16 protein-coding genes are annotated in these 22175 nt (G+C 39.4%); 11 read left to right on the top strand and 5 right to left on the bottom strand.

The window, feature by feature from the left end; genetic code table 11:
• Positions 1-178: 178 nt before the first annotated feature.
• The gene (locus tag AACZ73_RS15580; RefSeq protein ID WP_339879246.1) at positions 179-1117 is read right to left on the bottom strand and encodes a GNAT family N-acetyltransferase; all 939 of its coding nucleotides are present in this window, start codon (positions 1115-1117) and stop codon (positions 179-181) included.
• A gap of 233 nt (positions 1118-1350) precedes the next feature.
• Between AACZ73_RS15580 and AACZ73_RS15575 the strand changes: the two genes are divergently transcribed.
• The 6 genes from AACZ73_RS15575 (at position 1351) to AACZ73_RS15550 (ending at position 11325) form a co-directional block, all read left to right on the top strand.
• A complete protein-coding gene (locus AACZ73_RS15575; protein ID WP_339879245.1) occupies positions 1351-2166 on the top strand; it encodes a polysaccharide biosynthesis/export family protein in 816 nt (271 codons plus the stop codon).
• Positions 2167-2171: 5 nt separating this feature from the next.
• The gene (locus AACZ73_RS15570; RefSeq protein ID WP_339879243.1) at positions 2172-4631 is read left to right on the top strand and encodes a polysaccharide biosynthesis tyrosine autokinase; all 2460 of its coding nucleotides are present in this window, start codon (positions 2172-2174) and stop codon (positions 4629-4631) included.
• A gap of 323 nt (positions 4632-4954) precedes the next feature.
• Positions 4955-5671, top strand: a complete 717-nt coding sequence (gene kdsB / locus AACZ73_RS15565) for a 3-deoxy-manno-octulosonate cytidylyltransferase (RefSeq protein WP_339879241.1) — start codon at positions 4955-4957, stop codon at positions 5669-5671.
• A gap of 143 nt (positions 5672-5814) precedes the next feature.
• Positions 5815-6624, top strand: a complete 810-nt coding sequence (locus tag AACZ73_RS15560; protein WP_339879239.1) for a polysaccharide biosynthesis/export family protein — start codon at positions 5815-5817, stop codon at positions 6622-6624.
• Between the two features lie 8 nt (positions 6625-6632).
• Positions 6633-9077, top strand: coding sequence for a polysaccharide biosynthesis tyrosine autokinase (locus AACZ73_RS15555; RefSeq protein ID WP_339879238.1), 2445 nt, complete (start codon positions 6633-6635; stop codon positions 9075-9077).
• 1384 nt (positions 9078-10461) lie between these two features.
• Entirely contained in the window at positions 10462-11325 is an 864-nt protein-coding gene (locus AACZ73_RS15550; protein WP_339879236.1) for an SDR family oxidoreductase, read from the top strand.
• Between the two features lie 293 nt (positions 11326-11618).
• Here AACZ73_RS15550 and AACZ73_RS15545 read toward each other — a convergent pair whose 3' ends face one another.
• The gene (locus tag AACZ73_RS15545; protein WP_339879234.1) at positions 11619-12095 is read right to left on the bottom strand and encodes an AraC family transcriptional regulator; all 477 of its coding nucleotides are present in this window, start codon (positions 12093-12095) and stop codon (positions 11619-11621) included.
• 10 nt (positions 12096-12105) lie between these two features.
• On the bottom strand, positions 12106-12465 hold the full coding sequence (locus tag AACZ73_RS15540; RefSeq protein ID WP_339879233.1) for an AraC family ligand binding domain-containing protein: 360 nt from the start codon (positions 12463-12465) through the stop codon (positions 12106-12108).
• Between the two features lie 211 nt (positions 12466-12676).
• On the opposite strand from AACZ73_RS15540, the gene AACZ73_RS15535 reads away from it, so the two are divergent.
• The 5 genes from AACZ73_RS15535 (at position 12677) to AACZ73_RS15515 (ending at position 18825) form a co-directional block, all read left to right on the top strand.
• Positions 12677-13549 (top strand): DUF1080 domain-containing protein, encoded by an 873-nt coding sequence (locus AACZ73_RS15535; RefSeq protein WP_339879231.1) that lies wholly within the window; start codon positions 12677-12679, stop codon positions 13547-13549.
• A 425-nt stretch (positions 13550-13974) separates the two neighbouring features.
• On the top strand, positions 13975-14838 hold the full coding sequence (locus tag AACZ73_RS15530) for a YihY/virulence factor BrkB family protein (RefSeq protein WP_339879229.1): 864 nt from the start codon (positions 13975-13977) through the stop codon (positions 14836-14838).
• Between the two features lie 26 nt (positions 14839-14864).
• Positions 14865-16025 carry an epoxide hydrolase family protein gene (locus AACZ73_RS15525; protein WP_339879227.1) on the top strand — a complete coding sequence of 387 codons (1161 nt, stop codon included), beginning with the start codon at positions 14865-14867 and terminating at the stop codon, positions 16023-16025.
• A gap of 687 nt (positions 16026-16712) precedes the next feature.
• Positions 16713-18425 carry a PAS domain S-box protein gene (locus AACZ73_RS15520; protein WP_339879226.1) on the top strand — a complete coding sequence of 571 codons (1713 nt, stop codon included), beginning with the start codon at positions 16713-16715 and terminating at the stop codon, positions 18423-18425.
• A gap of 4 nt (positions 18426-18429) precedes the next feature.
• Positions 18430-18825, top strand: a complete 396-nt coding sequence (locus AACZ73_RS15515; RefSeq protein WP_339879224.1) for a response regulator — start codon at positions 18430-18432, stop codon at positions 18823-18825.
• A 210-nt stretch (positions 18826-19035) separates the two neighbouring features.
• On the opposite strand, the gene alr is transcribed toward AACZ73_RS15515, so the two are convergent.
• Together alr and AACZ73_RS15505 are read right to left on the bottom strand one after the other, a co-directional pair.
• Complete coding sequence (gene alr, locus AACZ73_RS15510) at positions 19036-20193, bottom strand: alanine racemase (RefSeq protein WP_339879222.1); 1158 nt, start codon at positions 20191-20193, stop codon at positions 19036-19038.
• Entirely contained in the window at positions 20187-22175 is a 1989-nt protein-coding gene (locus AACZ73_RS15505; RefSeq protein ID WP_339879220.1) for a hypothetical protein, read from the bottom strand. The genes alr and AACZ73_RS15505 overlap by 7 nt, the downstream gene beginning before the upstream one ends.

The following is a 22175-nucleotide window of genomic DNA, read 5'->3' as shown; positions in this document are numbered from 1 at the left end:
GAAATTAATGCATCTGTTTCTTTAATGAAGACTTTTGAAGCTTTATATAACTTTTATAATGTTGTTTTCTTATTCAGAATCTTTTAAGGCCTGAGAGTAGGGGCAACTGATAGGGTAATTATCTGTTATTAGTATGAAGGAAGATAAAATGCAGTTTGCGGTCTTTTAGCGGAGAGAATTAAAAAACCTCCAAATCACCTAAACTCCAAGCCCATGGCATTTTAACAGGATCTCCTACTGAAGACACTTTTCTCAGAGTTACTTCAGGACCTATAGAGAGCACTGGCGAAATCCCAAGTTTAATGGGTGAATTTTTGTGTATTCTTAAGCCTGAAAAGGAAGTGAACCTGACCTTTTGAATTTTTTGAATAGTTTTTAGTCGAATATTCAATTGCTTTTTCTCATTGATCCCAAATCCTGGAAGTTCGTAGAAGTCCACAATTCTAAGTTCTTTACCAAGCTGCCCTTCTTTGATTCTATAAATTAGGAGGTAAGTTTCCTTGTCACTGATATAATGGTAAGGAAAAAGTGGACAATTGCAATATCTCCAATGGAGATAGCCCGGGACTGGATTTGTCTGAATCTGCTCGGAATTAGAATTGCTGCATTCGACTTTTCTGATCAGACCCTCTATGCTTTTCCAATCACTAACTTGGATAAGATTTTTACTTTTCCCCACGTTAAGATTGAAGTGCATTTTCAATGGCAATTTCCCCCATTTCTCCCATCCCATCTTTAAATATCCTGGCATGCTTTCAGTATTCGGCGTATTGTAAATAAGATCAACACCTTCAGCTTTTAATTCTTCGATCAGCGAAAGTGTAAGGCTTTTAAAAATACCCTTGCCCTGATAGTCTGGATGTATAGCCGTATCTACAGCTCTACAAGCTTTGATTACTGACTCACCCTGTCGGAATTCCCATCGTAGAAAAACCCGCACTCCACAGATAATTCCCTTGTCATCAGCTACGAGTACCGGCGACTTTCCGAAAGGATTGTCCTCATGCTTCCATTTCCAAAGTTGCTCTGACTTTGGGATCATACTTTCCCCCAATGAAGCTTTTAGTAAGCAGATTATTGCCGGGAGGTCTTCAGCAACGGCCTTTCTGATTTGCATAGGATGAAGATAAGAAGATTTGCGAGACACGAAAAGTTAGCGAAAGTCTAATATTGCCTCACTAATTTCTTTCTAAATGAAATAAGCCTTAGAGTTTCGGGAAATCATCTCTACTTGTTGATGGCGGAACACTCTCAATGAACTTGACCTTTGAAAATGGATAATTAACAAGCAAACCCTTGTCCTAAAGTATTTTTAATATATTTGAGCCAAGCTAAATCTGTGCTTCCTGTATGAATAAAATCCTGTTTTTCGCCTTTTTGGTGTTTCTTATGTCAAGTTGTATCAGTAATAAGCGAATTACTTATCTGCAAAATCTACCGGAAAATACCCCGATTGAGCTGGATGAATTTATTCCTTTTGCTGAGGTAGATTACAGATACATATTACAGCCTTTTGATATAGTGGAGATTGATTTTGCTACCAGCGATCCAGAGTTGATTGAAGCCTTTTCTTTTCAAAATTCGCAGAATATTGGTGGAGTGGGCAGCAGCGGTGGAGGCGGGGGTGGTTCAGATCCTTTGTACTTCAGGGGATATTCTATTGACCAGGAAGGAAATGTGGAGGTGCCGAAGCTGGGAAAAATAAAAATCGCTGGGCTAAACGAGGAAGAGGCAAAAAATAAAGTTCAGGTGGAAATCAATAAGTTTTTCAAAAATGAAATTTATGTCAAGCTAAGGATAGCCGGGATTAGATATACCACTCTTGGAGAGTTTAATTCTGTGGGAGTCAATGTGATCTATAAGAATAGGGCAACCATTTTCGATGCCTTGGCTAACTCAGGGGAAACCACCATTCTGGGGAAGAAAAATAAACTGTTTATCGTACGTCAATACGATGGTGGAACCAAGATTCACCAGATCAATCTAAACGACCGGGCTTTACTGGCTAGTCCATTCTACTTCATCCAGCCAAATGATATTTTATATCTTGAACCTATGAACATCAGGCAGTTTGGTAATGCTGATAACTTAACTGCTTCGCTTGCACTATTTGCAGGTTTACTGGCATCCACGCTCTTAATTATTAACTTAGTAACAGGTAACTAGGTAATATGGAGAAATTAGATTTAAGCCAGCTAGACAACGAGGAGAAGGCACTGGAAATCAGGTATGTGATGGCCAAGTATATCCGCTATTGGCCCTGGTATCTACTTTTTATTATCCTGTTTCTCATTGCTACTTTCCTTTTCCACCGCTATACGGTGGATGAGTACGAGGTATCCGGCTCCATGGTCATCAAGACCAACACTTCTCCCGAAGCACGTATTCTGGATAGATCCAATATTTTTTCCACCGGACTGAATCTTGAAAACGATATTCTCCGATTGAAATCCAAAGGATTGGCCCATGAAGCATTGAAAAAACTTCACTTCGATGTGGAGTATTTTGCAAAAACAAATATTAAAGCAGTTGAGCTATACGATAGATCTCCTATATATGTAGAGGTGGATTGGACTCATTTTCAGGTTTCAGAAGTGCCTGTTCAATTGGAAATACTTTCCGAGAAGACATTTAGATTGGCTCAGGAGGAACCTGGGTTGATGGATTTTAATTCTGCGATGGCAGCAGGAGACGAATCCATTTACAACAAGACTTACTCATTCGGGGAGGAGATAGAAACCTCCAAATCAAAGTTTGTGGTGCACCTGGTGAATCCCGGTAGGATCAATGAGCAATTGGTGTTTAAGTTGAGGAATCCCAGTACGTTGGAGGACAATTATGCAAAATCCATTCAGGTGAGTTTACAGAATGAATACAGTTCTGTGCTTCGGCTGAGTACCACTACCAAGGTCGTGGAAAAAGGAAGGGATTACATCAATGCGCTTATGGAATCCTATATAGACTACGATCTAAACGAAAAGAATAAAATACAGGAGAACACATTGGCTTTTATCGAGGAGCAATTGGGCTTTTTGGAAGATTCACTGCAGCAAAAAGAGCGGGAATTACAGGATTTCAAGGTAGATAACAAGTTGCTGGATGTGTCGGCAGAATTCACAAATATTCTTGGTAAGATGAATAATTTGGATGAGATGAATTCAGAGATTGATTACCAGTTGGAGTATTTTGAACAGATTCGCTCTTACATGGAGAAAAAGAGCAAAGATTTTTCGGATGTAATAGCACCATCTGTAATTGGTGTTCCCGATCCTTTGTTAAATGGGCTTATTCAAACCTTGGTAACACTTTCTCAGGATAGAAGAAAATTGCTAGCCACAGTGAATGAAAATCATCCAGAGGTTCAGAAGATTGATGTACAAATGGACAAGGTGCAGGATGCGCTCTTCGAAAATGTGGTCAATCTGATAGAGAATACCAAGCAAAAAAAGAATAGTATACAGCGAGATATACGGTTTTATGACGCGGAGTTTTCTACTCTTCCCGAATCCGAATCAGAATATTCAGGGATTTTCAGGGAATTCAAACTTAGGGAATCCTTATATACCTATTTGTTGGAGAAGCGTGCAGAGGCAGGCATTGCTATGGCTTCCAATGTGTCTGATAATGCCATTTTGGATGCTGCCCGCAAGGGAACGCTGATCTTCCCAAAGAAGCAGCAGAACTATGGTTTGGCTATTGTGTTGGGATTTTTGCTGCCATTCGGATTTGTAGTGATTCGGGATATTTTTGATGATACCATCAAGGATCAGCGTGATCTGAAAAAGCACTTTATGATTCCACAGCTGGGTATAGTTGGTTTTAGCCAAAAGGATACCAATAAGGTAGTTCTAGATTTTCCCAAGTCGGCTGTGGCGGAATCCTTTAGGTCTCTGCGCTCCGCTATCACCTATCTGGCTAGCGGAAAAAACACTAAAAAGATCCTAGTGACTTCCTCCGTATCGGGAGAAGGGAAGACCTTTACTTCCCTGAATCTTGCTTCTGCGATGGCTTTAGGGTCTAAGAAGACAGTTGTAGTCGGAGGTGACTTGAGGAGACCCAAGCTGGCATCTTATTTTGATCAATCGGACCGGGTAGGCTTATCCACGTATCTGATAGGCAAGGTAGGCGCAGACGAAATCATCCTGCCCACTACGAATGAAAACCTATGGTTTGTGCCTTCCGGTATTATCCCTCCCAATCCTGCGGAGCTTCTACAGACTGCAAAATTGACAGAATTTCTAGATTACCTTGAATCAAAATTTGATGTGGTGATTTTTGATACTCCACCCATGGGATTGGTGTCCGAGACCATAGATCTGATGAGATTATTCGATATCAATCTGTATGTGGTAAGGCAGAATTACACCATGAAGGACCATTTGGTGATGATCAATGACTTATTCAATAACAAGCAGGTAAAGAATGTGTATGGAGTATTTAATGGCATTGTCAATTCAGGCTACCACTACGAAGGTTATAATTATGGTTACGGGAACACCTACTTGTATTCCCAAAACAATAAATACATGTACAATTACTACGGTGATGACTTAGAGTCCAAAAAGAAGAAGATTAAAAAAAGCCAGCCGAGCTTTTTCCGGAAACTGATAAAGGTATTCCAGGTAAAGTAAAAGTATACTGCTGTGATGACAGGAGACCGATCATTTAAGGAAGTACATTAGGATTATTTGAAGCCCGTAAATTCCAGAAAGAAAAGTTAGTGGTAGGTAAATTCGCATTGTTACCCATCAAGAGCCAAAAGTATTTTAGGATTTGAGTAACTCGGAAATTTAGCCCGTATTAGCCTGTCCTGCCATATCATTAGTATTCGCCCTTCTTCGGTCTGCTGTTTTGGCAAGTAAAGAAATTTTGGTTGCTGGTAAGATTGCAGATAATTCTATTTATTTACCTATTAAAAAAGAACCAAAGCCAATCAATACCCCCTCTTTAGACTATGCCAAAAGCTGCAGCATTGATTCCCGCCAGGTATGCATCCACCAGACTACCTTCCAAGCTAGTTCAAGATTTAGGAGGCAGATCTGTTATCCAGCGTACCTATTTAAGTACAGTGGACGCCGGGGTCTTTGATGAAGTGTGGGTAGTTACTGATCACTTGGAGATCAAAAAGCAGATTGAAGATATAGGGGGTACAGTGTTTCTTAGCAGGATTGAACATCAGAGTGGGTCTGATAGAATTGCTGAGGCACTGGATTCCGTGGATGCTGAGATCATCGTCAACGTGCAGGGAGATGAGCCCTTTCAGGACAGAAAATCTTTAATGGATCTTGTGAATGTTTTTGAAGATAAAAGAGTGGATGTAGCCTCATTGAAAACCCGGATTACAGCTGCAGAAGCAGAAAATCCAAATCTGGTGAAAGTAGTAGTAGATCTCTGGGGAGATGCCCTTTATTTTTCTAGATCCATCATACCATATAACAGGGACAAGTCAGATAATGGATCCTACTGGAAGCATGTGGGCATTTATGCATACAGGAGAGAAGTACTTAGTTCTTTTACTAGTCTGCCAAAGAGCGAGCTGGAATCCATAGAAATGCTGGAGCAGCTAAGGCTCTTGGAAAATGGGTATAGAATCCGCATGGTACAGACAGAGCATCAGACTGTGGCAATAGATACCGCAGAAGATCTGGAAAAGGCCAGACAATTACTGTAGAATAAATGTCTTAAATAATATAAATTATGACGTTGATTATTGAAATCAATTCAGATTTTGCCAATCTGTTAAAAAAAATCAATATTTACCGTTAAATGTTTAAGTTTGCGCAGATTTCTATAGAAATATTAAAAAATGCATATATGAAGTACTTGTCAAGGGGAGTGATATTGTCCCTTACTTTTCTTTTAGCTTTTGGCTGTATATCAAATGAGAAGATCATCTACCTTCAGAATCTGGAGGGAAATACGCCCATAGAAGACGGGGAGTTGATTACTTACGAAATACCCGAGTACAAGCTTCAATACAACGATATCATAGATGTGAATGTGCAGACTGTGGATGATATGGTTGAGAACGGCTTTAATAATAAAGCTGTAGGAGGTTCTAGTCAGATGGGAAATGTTGCCAGTCAGTCCGGAGGGGATATTTACTACATGACGGGATATACTGTGGACGTCAACGGGAATATACGCTTACCTATAGTGGGAGAGGTGAATGTGAAGGATAAAAGTCTGGAGGAAGCCAGAATTCTGATAGAAGAAAAGCTGAGAGTGTACGTTACCACGGAACTCTATGTTAAAGTAAAGTTAGGTGGGATTCGTTACGCAGCTTTGGGGGAATTCAGAACACCTGGTAAGTTTGTGGTTCTGCAGGACAGGATGACCATCTTTGAAGCCATCGCCAATGCAGGGGATCTGAGTACAGTGGCTAAGCGGGACGAGATTCTTTTGATACGTCAGTATCCTGATGGGACAAGACTACATAGAATTAATCTGATAGATAGGCAGGTAGTGGAATCCCCCTTTTATTTTATACAGCCCAATGATCAACTCTATGCAGAGCCTATGAAGGTAAGGGAAGTGGGAGCAGGGGAGAATGCGGCACAATCCCTTGCCTTGGTTATCTCTGCAGTCACTGCCCTAGCCCTGATCCTGAATCTAATTAAATAAGCATTTATATGTACCCGAATACTCCAACCACTCCCAATGCCGGGCCCAATCCTTTTATGGTGCAGAAGGAGGATGAAATAGATCTGAAAGTACTATTATTTAATTACTTACAATACTGGCCAATCATATTGGCTTTTATGTTGGCAGGATTGGTCTCTGCTTTTCTATTTAACCGCTATGCTACCAATATCTACAGTGTACAGTCCAGCATATTGGTAGAAGATGATAAGGCCAGTCTGGGTACGGACTTATTCGAATCAGCAGGATTTTCAATGCAGGGTAAAAGCAATATAGAAAATGAAATAGGTATACTCAAATCCTATTCCCTTGCAGAGGAGACCATTTCAGCTTTGAACCTGAATGTGCAGTATTTTCATGAGGGGTTTCTTTCTACCACCCAACTCTATGATAAACTACCCATTATCGTTAGTGTAGATTGGAAGCAGCCCCAGTGGGTGGGAGGAATGTTTAGCATAGAGGTGCTGAATGAAGATTCCTTCGAACTGAAAATTGAGGATGAAGGCTTTAGCGTGTTTAATCCTGAGGACCCCTTCTATAAATCGGGGTTAAATACCGTAGCGTTAAAGAAAGCTGTATACAGTTTTGGGGAGCAAATTGAGGAAGAAGGCTTATCCTTTAAGGTCAATTCCATCTATGCCAACCCCGGGGATAAAGTCCTTTTTAAATTGACGGATACCCCTACATTAGCACTTATCTACAAAGGGGAACTCTCTGTGTCTCCATTAAATAAACAGGCTTCCATACTTACCTTAAATCTACAGACGCCTGTCAGAAGACTGGGGGAGGATTACATCAATAAGTTAATGGAGATGTATCTCAACCGGGAGCTAAAGGAGAAAAACAGGGCATCAGAAAGCACTATACGCTTTATAGATCAGCAGCTAAGTGGGATTTCCCAGTCGTTGGAGGATTCTGAGGATAAGCTTCAGAAGTACCGCTCGGATAACAATGTATTTAATCTTAATGAGGAGGGATCTGTAATTTTTCAACGATTACAGGACTTGGATAGGCAAAAGGGAGAGACGGAGATGAGTCTGAAATATTATGAGAACCTAAATTCTTATCTGGAAAATAATGAGGGCGGTGAATTAGTTGCTCCTTCTATTATAGGTGTTACTGATCCCTTGTTGAATTCTCTGGTAAATGCTTTGGCAGAGCTGCAGGCAGAGCAGATCCGCATAAAATCCAATTTTACGGATGAAGCTCCAATGGTGCGTGAAAATTCCACCAGGATCGCCAATACAAAAAAGCAGTTAAAAGAGAATGTAAACTTGGCCAGAAGTAATACAGAAACGGTATTGGCTGATATCAATGCCCGCATACGACGGATAGAATCGGATATCAATACTATGCCTAAAACGGAGAGGGATCTCTTGGGTATGCAGCGTCAGTTTAATTTCAACCAGAATATATTCGTATACCTTCAGGAGAAGAAAGCGGAGGCTGAGATCACCAAGGCTTCCAATATGCCTAAGAACTCAATTTTGGATTTTGCCAAAGCAGGCCAGGCCCCTGTTGCCCCAAAGAGAAGTCTTAATTTACTCATAGGTTTGATTCTGGGACTGATTTTGCCGATAGGTTTTATTACAATCAAGGATTTCCTGAATACTAAAATAGAAGATCCAAAGGAGCTAGAAAATCAAATTAAGGTGCCTTTGATAGGTATGATAGGGCGAAATGCCTCTGAGGATAACGTTCCGGTAATGAATAATCCCAGATCTTCGGTGACGGAATCTTTCCGCTCCCTTCGCGCGGATATGTCTTACCTAAGTCCACATAGGGATAATCTGACCATCCTCTTTACTTCCTCAATTTCAGGCGAGGGAAAGACTTTTGTATCGATCAATGTAGCCTCCGTTTATTCCCTGATGGGTAAGAAGACCTTACTGGTGGGACTTGATCTTCGCAAGCCAAAGATCGCAGAGGACTTTGGTATGACCAATGATAAGGGGATGAGTACCTGTCTCAGTTCCAACATTCCTTGGCAAGAGGTAGTCAAGAAAACAGATTACGATAACATGGATGTGATTCTTTCAGGTCCTATTCCTCCAAACCCGGCGGAGCTATTGCTTCAGGATAAGTTTAGTGAAATTGTCAAAGAAATCAAAAGAGCCTACGACGTGGTAATATTTGACTGCCCTCCAGTAGGGTTGGTATCGGAGACCAAAGAGCTTTTTGGCTATGCCGATATCAGTTTCTTCGTATTCCGTCAGGGGTATTCCATGAAGGGAAATACCCAGATTCTGAATAACCTAGTAGAAAAAGGTGGGGTAACGAAAATTTATGGAATACTGAATGATGTTCATATAGATAAGGGGTATGGTTATGGATACGGATACGGATATGGCTATGGCTATGGAAATAATTCTTACGGTTACCATGAGGAAGCACAGTTACCTTGGTGGAAAAGGGCACTGAGGATGAAGAAATAATGGGGAATAATTTTGTTGCTTTGGCAATGCGGTACTAACAGTAACTATCTTTCAATTGACATTAGTTTAGACCAAGGTAGAAAACATATAGATAGTAAATCCAATAAAGTGGAGTGCCGATATATTCCGAAGTAGCCATCCGTGGATCTACGGATGGCTTTTCACCTCTGTCCAGTGTTGTCTGAGCACCTGTGCCACTTCAAACCGTGCTTGCACTTTCTGGACAGGTAGAGCCGATCCAGTCGGTAGAAGTCACGTCAGGCTTTGAATATAGATCATCGTAGTATCGATGCGTTCATGCCCCAGTAAATCTTACTTAACTATTGGCGGATTCTCTAAGGGAGGCCAACAGTAGCTTTTATTCTTTAGTCTCTATTGGCAATTGGCTTTCTAACAATGCTAAAAAATCTTCTGTAATCATGCGACTTGTAGTCGTATTTGATTTAAAATTTATATGAGGTGAGGCTGTTTCATAAGAAAATGCAACACTTCAAAAACCAAATTTCGAAGCAAATCATATTAATGAGGCGTAGTCAGTTGCATACTCTCTAAACATCTTCTCTAACACCATTTTAATCTCTCCAATTGATTATCATTTAGTTCTATAATATATTGCCTGTCTGAAAAGCGGAATAAGCGGTAACATACCCAAAATGGTGAAAAAACTTGGGTGAAAATACACAATAATTGGCTCTCATGATTGCCTTCAAGAGGGACCCAGTTATATGGGATTAAAGCATTTGCAAATAGAAGTGCCTGTTTATGTACTTCATAAATTTTGTTAGCAAAACGAATCTTACATCTACCCTTTAAGATACTTCTTTATAGAAATTTGGTCTGCTAAAAGGAATAGGCTCTATACAACAACTAGACAAATTTCAAATAGTTGCCACTTTAAAATCTCCCAAATCATTCGTCATTTCAAATTTTTAAGATTTATAAAAGCTTCGGATAGTTTCATTTTCCATATTTCTAATAGACGAAATTCAAATTTTTAATTAGGATAAGCCAGCAGGTAGCAATGTATAAGAGCAATCCGGACGGCATGACTAAAGTTGATTGTTTTGGCATCAATTAAAACTTCACGTAATCGGAAAGTGAACTCTCCAAAATGCTCCAAGCGCTTATTCTTGTCGATTTGATGTAGTTTCTCAGCTCCATAAGAACCCGCCAAAGTTTGAATTACATAGCAAGATGATAGTCGTGTATGATACAATTATAGTTTATCTGTTGCATTATTATCTAAGATCATATCATTTAAGATTCTGGTCATTCTACAGTGGATTTTGATAATAAGACCGCTAGAGTAACCAATTAAATTTGCATCATACTGAAGAAGGATAGTCAGTATTGTAAAATGAATTTTAGTATAACAATTTAGAAAATGAGCAAAAAAACCGTATTAATTACTGGAACAAATAGTGGGTTTGGATGGCTTACAGCCCATTCTGTAGCAGCTTTAGGACATAGTGTTTACGCTACTATGAGAGATACCAAGGGAAAAAATGCCGATAAAGCAAAAGCCTTGGCAGAGGTAGAAAATATCACTGTTCTTGATGTTTCCTTAACGGATGAAGAAAGTGTGAAAAACGCTATTGACACAATAATCGCAAAAGAGGGAACAATTGATGTGTTGGTTAACAATGCAGGTTCAGCGATGTTTGGTGTCGCTGAAAGTTTCACCACTGAGGATGTTAAATGGATGTTTGATGTAAATGTCAACGCTCCTTGGAGATTGATGAAATTGGCATTACCGTTTATGCGTAAAAAATCAGAAGGTTTAATCATCAATGTTTCTAGTGGATGGGGAAGATTCTCAGCTCCTTTTTCAGCGGTATACGCAGCTTCTAAGTTCGGTTTAGAAGGTTTGAGTGAAGGTTTGCATTATGAAGTTCGGCCATTAGGCATTGATGTAGCCATTATCCAGCCAGGTGCGTTTCCTACAGAAATGGCTCAAAAGATTCAGTTTGGGTCGGATACCTCAGTAGTTGACGGTTATAGCGCGATAGCAGAAGTTCCAAACAAAATGGGCAGTGCCCGTGACCAAATGTTTGAAACTGTAAAACCAGACCCTCAGGATGTCGCTGATGCAGTAGTAAACCTGATAAATTTACCACAAGGAAAAAGACCATTGAGAACAGTCGTAGATCCATCTACAGGAAAAATTGTACAGGCCGCCAACGAGGCTGTAGAAGTCGAATACGCAAAAGTATTAAACGCTTTTGGGATGAAAGAGCTTTTAGACTAAGCTGTCACTTGCTCTTTTAACTTGTGTTGCAATAAACACCTGATGGATCTGTTTATTGTACCAATAATCGAAGGCAGTGGATAAATTCCACTGCTTTTTTATTTGCTAAGAGCGTTATAAGCGCTTTTTTAAAACCTGATTTGATAATGTTCAAGCAAGTCAAGTCGCCAAATCATTCCCTACGATTTTCATTTTGGCTCGTAACAAGGCAAAGTCAACGGAGAAATGTTTGACAATACTAACAGGCGGTGAAATTGAAGGTTCTACTTTTTTAGCTATTTAATTCTCTTGGATTATGAATTATTGCCTTTCCTGAATTCCGTAGGTGTTACTCCAATATATCTCTTAAACTGTCTGCAAAAATGACTCTCGTCAGTAAAGTTAAATTCGTGGGCAATTTCGCTTAAGGAAAGTTTACTGAAGGTTAGCCTGGCTTCGATAAGTCCGAATCTATAGTTAGAGATATACTGCTTGATTGATTGACCTACCTGTTTTTTAAAAAAAATGCTAATGTAATTAGGGGATAGATTAAATCTCTCCGAGAGCGCTGAAATGCTCAAACGGGAAGGAAAATAAATATTTTTCTTTATATACATCAATATAAATTTCACCGAATCCGAATGGGAAGAAACCTGGTCTGCGCTTTCGGATAGCCTGAGTTTCCTGCCAAGAATAATCAATATGCTTCTCATCAAGCTGTCACGGACTATCTCATAATACGGCGAATGGTGGTTTTCATACTCACTCTCGAGCACACTAAGTAGGCTCATCAGCTTTATTTTATCCTGTTACCTTTATTAGGGAGCCACGGCTTTGCCTAGGGCTATGGAGCAAGGTGTCTATGATATTTTTAGATGAAGATTCATCCCCAATACTGAGTATTTTGCTAAAGGGCTCATTAAATCTTATAAAACAGAACTCAGTCAATTCGATTATGTCGAAGGTGTGATAATCCTCTGGTCCTAAAAGAAAAGTATCCCCCTGCTCATAGTCAAAGCTGTTGTCATTGAGATGATGTACTCCTCTTCCTTTGAGAATAAAGATAATTTCAAAATAGGTATGATTGTGAAGAGGGTGCTGCCATTTGTCTGTTTCAAAATGATAAATATTGAATGGAGTATGTAATAAAAATCGCTTCATGAAATTTTCAATTTCTGTGAATCCTGCCGTCTTTTTATAAAGGATTGACCGAGGTTTGGGACGGCTAGATAGTAATTTTAAGAACCTTCCACAGCCAGACAGTATTTTTAATGGTTGCCATGAAATGTACTTATTAATAATGGATTTTTACAATTAAAGTCAGGTTGCGAAAATCTATTTTTGATCGTACAAAACCAATAATAGTGACTTCATGAATTTAATATTAACTTTTATAATTACCGTTATATCTTTCTTATCCGCTTCAAACACTAATTTCAGTGAGGAATGGGAAGATTTGCTTGACCCGCAACTCAGTAAGTGGGAGAATTACCTTAGCTACCGACATAAGCTGGGAAATGATGGAAAAATACCAAAGGATAAAAATGGTGTAGAGATCAGTCCCATTGGATTCAACAAGGACGAAACAGGAGTTTTTACGGTTTTGAACGAGCAGGAAGGACCGGTTTTACGTGTGAGTGGAAAGATTTATGGCAGTGTTTATACCCGAAAGAGTTATAGAAATTATCTTCTCAAGCTTCAGGTCAGGTGGGGTAAGGACAAATATGAACCGCGCGAAGACTTACTAAAGGACTCTGGAATTCTATATCATTCTATTGGTGAACCAGGTGTGGAATACTGGAGATCCTGGATGCTATCCCAAGAATTTCAAGTGATGGAGGGTCACATGGGTGATTTTTGGTGTCAGGGGAGCTCTGCTATAGATATAAGATCTTTTCCCTCCGAAGGAGAATTGATGATCTCTGTAGCGGATGTTACTCAACCTTTCCGTCCCTTCCAGAGTGGATATGATTTCTTTTGTCTTAGATCAGCGAATTATGAAACTCCTGATGGAGGATGGACTTCCCTCGAGCTTATAACTTTTGAAGGCAAGAGTCTTCATATTGTAAATGGTAAGGTGGTAATGGTACTAGAAAACTCCAGATATAAGAATGAGGAAGGCATAGATATACCTTTATATGAAGGGAAAATCCAATTGCAGAGTGAAGCTGCCGAAGTATTTTTTAAAGACATCAAAATCAAGCCAATAGAATCACTGCCACAAGCCTACGAAGCCTTATTTTAATAAATACTAGGTTAATTTATTTAAGTGATTACTAGTCCAACGGCTAATTTGATATGAACTTCTTCTTTTCAAATTGATGAATAAAAGTTCTAATTTTTGGGGTTATGTTTCATTTTCCTAAGTAGGGACCTGCTACTTGATAATCCAATCCAGGTTAGGATAGCTATCCTGGCTACATTCATGAGGAAGTTTTCTGAATTAAAAGTAATTTATTACCTTATTTTCCTGAATCCGGCGCAATTATTTGTTGAAAGTTTTTTACTAATCCTCATTTTTGGTGCAAATAAGCACATTAGGAACTTTTTAAAGTTTTAGAAGATGTGAGTTGAAGATGCTAGGTATACTTTTCCGAGACATTTTCACTATTATCTTTTTCTTACTCTTTCCCGTTTTGCTTACTTGAAGCTTCCACTGAAACTAGAACTATGCACAAAACGGCCCCATCCATTTCTAAACTGTCATTATCTGAGTGGAAAAGTATTTTGCTTAAAGTAAAAAGACGTATTGGCGAAAATAATGTGGTAATTGTCGCTGCAGGAGTCGGTTTTTTTGGTTTTTTGGCCATTTTTCCAGCAATGATGGCGCTCATTTCCATTTATGGATTTTTAATCGATCCCAAAGAAATTGAGGAGCAGGTGTCCAATATCAGCTCCATGATGCCGGAGCAAACCCACGAAATCCTTCAGTATCGGGTAGACAACTTTATCAAACCCGAAGGAGAATCCCTTGGCTGGAGTACGTTTTTGGGGATTCTGCTGGGCATTTGGATTGGCAATCTTGGGACAAAATCCTTGTTTAGGGGTATAAATATTGCTTATGGGACAAGTAGTAAAAGGGGTATCATAAAAAACAACGGGCTAACCTTATTATTTACTTTTGGTGCGATCATCCTAATTATTCTAAGTGCCGCGCTGATCGTGGCATTTCCGGCATTGATTGAGAAAATAGGTTTACCCGATAAGATTTCATGTTTGATCAGTTGGATGCGATGGCTAGTCATGGGGATTGTGCTGGTGGGAAGTATTGGTCTGATTTATAATTTTGGACCAAAAAGGAAGCGGCCAGGGTTTAAGTGGGTGTTACCCGGTGCTGTTATTGCAACTTTCTTGTGGCTTATTGCTTCTTGGACATTTTCATTTTACCTCCGAAATTTCTGGAATTTGAGTGAAATTTACGGATCCATTTCCGCTGTTATTTTTCTAATGCTATGGTTGTTTATTAGCACATTTATAATTCTCCTGGGTGCTGAGATTAATTATGAAATTGAATGCCATGTTAAAGAGGGATAAGCCTATGGTATTCCGATATAGTTGAGATGCAAAAGAAAAATTTGAAAAAAATTATAATGATAAGACCATTCACAGCGAATATTTCCGAAGAAATTCTTGATGATTTAAAAAGGAGAATTGAAAATACACGTTGGCCAGATGAAATAACTAACTCAAATTGGATATACGGAACAAATCTTTCTTTTATGAAAGAATTATCCAATTATTGGCTTCACGAATTCAACTGGAGAAAAATGGAAGCTGAAATAAATTCTTTTCCGAATTTCATTGCAACCATTGATGGTTATGATATTCACTTTATACACGTAAAGGGAAAGGGTAAAATAAACATTCCATTAATCATAACTCACGGTTGGCCTGGTTCCTTTATCGAAATGCTTAAGCTAATACCTAGGTTGGCTAATGAGGAAGAAATTTCTTTTGATATAGTAATTCCTTCTATTATCGGATTTGGGTATTCTGGGAAAAGTCAGGTTGAAGGCTGCAATTCAGAATTTGTGGCGCACCTATGGCACAAATTAATGCTGGAGTTAGGATACTATAAATATGGAGCGCAGGGCGGAGACATTGGATCCGGAGTTAGCTCCTGGCTTGCCTTAAAATACCCTCTAAACCTAATTGGTTTGCATCTAAATTACATTCCTGGCTCTTACAAACCATTCTTAAAAGAAGGAGAGCAATTGACAGATGAAGTGGTTGCTTTCCAAAAATATGCATTGGATTGGGCATCTAAAGAAGCTGCCTATTCATATATACAAAGTACGAAGCCTATCACGTTAGCCTTTGGATTAAATGACTCACCCGTAGGATTATGTGCCTGGATTATTGAAAAATTTAATTCCTGGACTGATAACAAGGGGGATCTCAATTCCATTTTTGCAAAGGATGAATTACTTGCAAATGTGACACTCTATTGGATCACCCAAACGATTCATTCGTCCATTAGAATGTATAATGAGAACAGCAAACATCCCTTACAACTTGCCGAAAATGAATATATTGAAATCCCTGTGGCATTTATAAAATTTCCGAAAGAGATACCCACGCCACCGCGTTCATATATCGAGGAAGGATTCAATATTACACGTTGGACTGAGATGCCAGCCGGCGGACATTTTGCAGCGATGGAGCAACCAGACTTACTAGCAGAGGATATTAAAGAGTTTTTTAAAGAATTATCTAGTTAGGTATTTCAACAACTATCTGTAGCTAAACATCAAACCATATATGTACCTCGGAAAATGGGCTATCGATCCCTGAATGTAACACCTGACCAGGCTAATGCTGAATTGTCCATATGGCCAAATGCCGTCTTGCCCATATTAATTATACAGGTAATTTTATGATTTTCAGATAAAAATCTGTATATATAAAGACCGGCTTAAAGGTTGTGTTCTGTGGATACTTTTAGCGAAGGGCTTTTAGCTATGAGCATCGCGATAACAAGTGCCCTAACTGAGGACTAATTTTCTGTCATTTTATTTACGTTCTTAGCATTTTAGTTTTTAAGATCAATATTCCATGAAGTGAAGTATCTAGTGAGCAACCTAGCAGCTTCTTATCAGTAATTTCCATCTGGAGAAGGGTGGAACTTTTCCTTCTAAAGGGCAGCCTGACCCAAAGTATTTCGGGAAGAGTACAGAGGATTAAGCAAAATTATTAATCCTCCCATAGCCAAATAGTAATTGTACATTTTCAACCTAAGGTATCTAACACTTACTAAATTTATTTAAGGAGTTGATTCCTAATTTATATATAGTTGAGAGGTGAAGAGCTGTATATAATCGAGATATTGGCGAAATAGTGTAGTGGGAGTTGAGTATATACAAGTTTCTCCGCAACAAGTATGTAGCCCAATGATCAATAATTGAAAAATGGAAGAAAACAGAAAACATTCAAACATCTTCTTCACCCAACAGGCTTCAAAATTGGCTAGAATTGGAAGTTGGGAATTTGATGTTGCCAGCAACAAACTTTATTGGTCAGATATGGTATACGAACTCCACGAAACCAACCCGAAAACGTTTACGCCTAATTTAGACACAGGCTTTAGTTTCTACAGGGAAGATTTTCAATCAATGGTAAGGGAAATTGTACAAACATCTATTGAAACCGGTCATGAGTTTGACTTCGAAGCTATAATAGTCACCGAAAAAAAGAATGAATTGTGGGTTCGGGCAATTGGTGATGTAGAAATGATCCATGGAAAGTGCCGACGGGTTTATGGTAGTTTCCAGGATATTCATGCTTCCAAGATGTTGGAACTCCAGATCCGTGAGATTTTGGGAAGTATCTCTGATGCTTTTTATGCTGTTGACAAAGACTGGAAATTTACTTATTTCAACAAGGAAGCCGAGAACTTACTTTTAAAAAAGGCTGATGCTGTTTTGGGCAAAAATATTTGGGAATTATTTCCAGCGAGCGTGGATACACCTATTAGGAAGATGTATCAAAGGGTCGTCCGTACTCAACAAAAGGAGTCCTTTGAATATCATTACCAGGGAGATGGAAAATGGTACGAAATAAATGCCTATCCCACGCAAGGTGGTCTATCTGTTTACTTCAAAAATATTGATGAACGTAAACAGGCATCAGAAAAACTTGAAAGATCCTATCAGGAGAAAATCAATATACTGGAAAGTATTGGGGACGCTTTTTTCCATGTTAATACCGATTGGGTTTTAACCTATTTAAACAAAGAAGCTGAAAAGGTCTTAGGCAGGAAAAGAGATAGCCTGATTGGCAAAAACCTTTGGGATGAATATCCTGACTCCATTGAGACTGACTTTTACCGCCAATATCACAAAGCGATGGAAACTCAGGAAAATTTGACTTTTGAAGAGTTTTATCCCACATTAAATATATGGCTTGATGTGATGGTATATCCTACCACCACCGGGCTGTCTGTTTATTTTAGAGATATTACAGAGAGAAAAGTGGGGGAATTACTCCTGATTCAGTCCAATGAACGTTTTGAAAAAGTAACGGAAGCGACCCATGATGCGATATGGGATTGGAATATCCTGGAAAATACTCTGTATTGGGGAGCCGGGTTCAAAAATCTGTTTGGATACCAAGTTGAAAAAAATACACCAACTCTAAAGGCATGGACTGACTACATCCATCCGGATGATTTTGAGCGGGTATTGCAAAGTGTTTATAAATCACTCGAAAAACCTGACGAGTCTGATTGGATTGCTGAGTATCGCTATAAAAAAAATGACGGAACTTTTGCAGATGTGATTGACAGGGGGATTGTAATAAGAGATGCGAAAGGAGCGCCTGTGCGGATGGTCGGAGCCTTGAATGATATCACGGAACGAAAGAATTTTGAAATAAGCAGAAATAAATATGTGCGTCAAATCGAAATTCAGAATGAAAAGCTCAAAAATATTGCCTGGACCCAATCACATATAGTTCGGGCCCCTCTTGCGAGAATGTTGGGCGTAATGAATATTATTGACGATAATAATTCAGATCCAGATGATAATGTAACCTGGTTAAAACATTTGAGGGACTCCGCAAATGAATTGGACGAAATTATAAAGAATATGATTGACAAGGCACAAGACATAACTTTTAGATAAAGAAATGGGCAAAAAATTACTTATAGTGGATGATGATCCAATTGTTAGGTTAATTATCCAAAAAATGGTTCTTAAGTCTGATAGTTCAGTTATTTGCTACCAATGTGATAACGGACAAATTGGTTTAGAGGTATTGGAAAAACTACGGACCGAGACCGGAGCTATAGTTGTATTGTTAGACATTAATATGCCTGTTCTAAATGGATGGCAATTTTTAGATGGGTTGCAAAAAATAAATCTAAATTCTATAAGTCAATTTCATCTTTATATGATCACATCCTCCACCGACCAAAGCGACAAGTTGAAAGCACAATCATATCCTGTGATTAAAATGTTGTACCATAAACCTCTTTCCAAACAGGATATTGAAATGATCTTAGGTTCTAGTGAAATAAATTAAGTTTTACGCGTCCAAGCCATCGTCAATTTAACTTTAAATAGTCTTATAAATAGTCGAATACCTGTTCATAGCAGCGGCTACCCATACACGTGCATTCACTAGTTAAATCGAGCTTTAAATTGCACATTTTCAACCTTAAGGCTTCTATGCTTTACTAAATTTGGAATACTTTGTTTTAGACATTGATTCCAAAATTATTCTCAGTTCTCCCTACTTTACAACGCTCCTTGGAATTGCAGCAGGCAGCCTGCTTAGCATTTCATTATTCAGAAGTTGAGTTACCTGTGAGAATGAACTGATATTGATGGTATTGTTATTTTGCCTTCCTACCAAGACTACCTCATCACCCACCTGAACATCAGAAAGATTGGAGATATCTACCATAAAAAGGTTCATATTGATCAGCCCCACGATCTGTACTTTCTTCCCTTTGATCAACACATGGCCGCTGTTGGATTGTGCTCTTGGATAGCCATTGCAATAGCCTAGCGGCATCACCGCAACTTTCATATCCTGGGAAGCTTGATAGGAAGTGCCATACCCAATAAACTCACCTGCTTCCACATCCCGGACGTCCATCACATCAGTTTTCCAGGTAAATATTCTTTTCAGTGCACCGTCTGATTGCTTACCGGTTTCTTGCAAATGCATGTAGTAAATATCAGGACTCGGCCAGAATCCATATTGCGCCACTCCAATCCTTACCATGTCATAAACGGTATCCTTATAAGCCAAAGCAGCAGCTGAGCAAGCGATATGTCGAATCTCAGGCATTAGGTTCTTTTGCTTGCATTGCTTTAGGAAGTTTTTATATCGCTCATGCTGCATCGTGATCTTAAACTGATTTGAAAAAGTCTCTGCCCCACCGAAGTGGGTGCAAAGGCCTTTGAAGGCTATCTCTTCTGGATGTTTCTTTAAAAAAGTTAAGGTAGCAGGAAACTCTCCTTTGGTGAGTCCAGTACGATTTGCTCCTGTCTCTACTTCTATGTGAACTTTGGCTTGCTTTCCTAGCCTTTTTGCTGATTCCAGGACCAGTGGTAGGCGGGCATAATTGAAGACATAAAACTCAATCCCATTTTCCACTGCCCAATCAATATCCTCATCATAAAGAATCCCCATAATCATGGCATCGCTACTGGCAGACTTAGCAGCTAGGACTTCCTCTGCCTCAAAAGCCGAGGCGGTAGCAAAATGATTGACTCCCGCTTTTTCAGCCATCTTAACAAATTCACGAATCCCATGACCATAAGCATTTGCTTTGACCACAGAAGATATTCTCACTCCTTCACCAACTTTCTTTTTAATGAAGTTTATATTATTCGTAAGCGAGGATTGACTTAGCTCTATTCTCGACGAGTGTCTTACCATAATTTTGTTTGTTGATTCCAGAAATAGGATTTACCCCAACTCTCTCGCCCCATCTTCTCTACTTTGGCTATTTCCTCAGCCGGAACATCGTTAATCCTGTTTTTGACATCCAACGTACTGTAGTGAAAAGCATAGACTCTTGCTGCAAATTGGTAAAAGGGTAGAGAAGACTCACCCTTTTTTTCTCCCTTTCCATAAACAGAAGGCAAAATGCTTTGACCCCAGTCCTGCCTACCCTCATTGTTGGGATTAAGAAAATAAGCACGAATTTCTCCTTGAGGACTTTTTTCCACGCGCAAAAGTGAAACAGCATGAAACCCTATCATATCACCTTTATTGCTTGTGATGAAAATTCCTACAGGATTAGGATAAACCATCTGTTGGTTTCCATTGTATTCCGGGTGAAATGCTGCATAAAAGATCCGGGAATATCCGGGGTAATCCATGATGGAATTACTCATGTAATCGTAACAGGATGCAAACCCAACCTGAATCCACTGACCATACATGGCAGGGTTCACCCATTTGTGGGGATCATCTAATCTGCCGGTGGAAAGTCGCATCATCTCATTGTAGATTTTATCCAAGTGCGGTACCAAAACTACAGACACCACATCCAGATTATAATCCAACTGATCAAGCAGACCTTTGATCAGATTATTGGAAACCAGATTTTGGTTTTCAAAGCGCATAATCAGGTTATTCTGAGTTGCCACCGTGATAATCATATCAATTAGTTTGGCAGGAGAATGCTGGCTCCACATGCTGATTCCCCGGGCGGACTGGCAGGTTGGATTATTGCCCTGACCCACGCCGAGTGGCTGACCAAGTACCTTGATGGTTCCTCCGATCAAATATTGCAAAGCAGTAACTTCAGCATCTCGATCAACCAAGGATTTCAATATTCTTTTTTCTACCTGAGGATTAATCTTGATTCTGCGAAGATTTTCCAACCCCACACGCACTGCTCTTCTGGAAAAGAGATTCTTTCTTAGCATACGAGCCAGTCCATAAATGCACTGACAATTATTCCAGCTCACTGTTTCCAGAATCAGAGAAGAAACTAACTCATGATATTTCTCCCACTCTGCAATTCCTCTGTCATTAAGATTAAGACAGATAGGAACTAGGTCCGCATGTTCTTTTACTATATGCTTCAAGAAAACTGCCTGATAGCCACTTACCAGTCCAGTTGCATTCATATATTCACCCATTTCATGAGCCTCACCTGCTAAAACTGTTTCATTAGCACCTGCCAAAAATTCAAGATAGGCTTGCTTCCCCTCGTTCGCTTTGGATCCTTGGGAAGGAGCATATAATGCATGGATATAGACCCGAATTTCCTGATCTTTTTCAGTTTTTCCGGAAGTGTCAAACCTTCTATTTACCAGACTTATTAGCTCCCGGGCTTTTGAGGTTCGAATAGGTCGCTGCTCGCAAATCAAGCGAATTTCCTCAACCAACTTTTCATAGACCCCTTGCAAATCCATTTCAGACATGATAAAGCCAAACAGGTTGAAAGCCTTCTTTAACTCACGTTCTGGCATTTTCACCCGCGTTTCTTCGGTTGGTTCACGCAAAGCAAACTCCAGATTATGCACAACCACTTCTTCTAAGAAGCTTTGTGCATCTCTTGCTGAAACTACCTCATGAGTATCTTCACCTTTTGCATAACGCAACATCCGAAGTTCGGAAACTGTCTCAAAGCTGGAAGATGGATGACCGTACTTTAGCGTTCCTTTTACTAAAAAAGGAACAAGTTTAGCTGGATCACTCCAGGAAGTTCCTTTGAAAAATTCAGCACGATCGAGTTCTACACTTTTGCTATATAAAAAAGCAAGACCAGATCTGGTCAAGCTTAGTATATCAATATGACTGGCTAATTTTGTGGCTTTTTCCTTTTGGGTAAGCGGTCCTGAGTCTATAAACTCTTGGAGACTTTGATCAAAATTAGAAAATACCTTATCGGTGGTCAATTCCAT

Origin of the sequence: uncultured Algoriphagus sp. (assembly GCF_963974835.1) — a bacterium.
In the GTDB taxonomy this organism is placed as follows: Bacteria; Bacteroidota; Bacteroidia; order Cytophagales; family Cyclobacteriaceae; genus Algoriphagus.
This window is presented reverse-complemented; position numbering and strand designations above follow the sequence as displayed.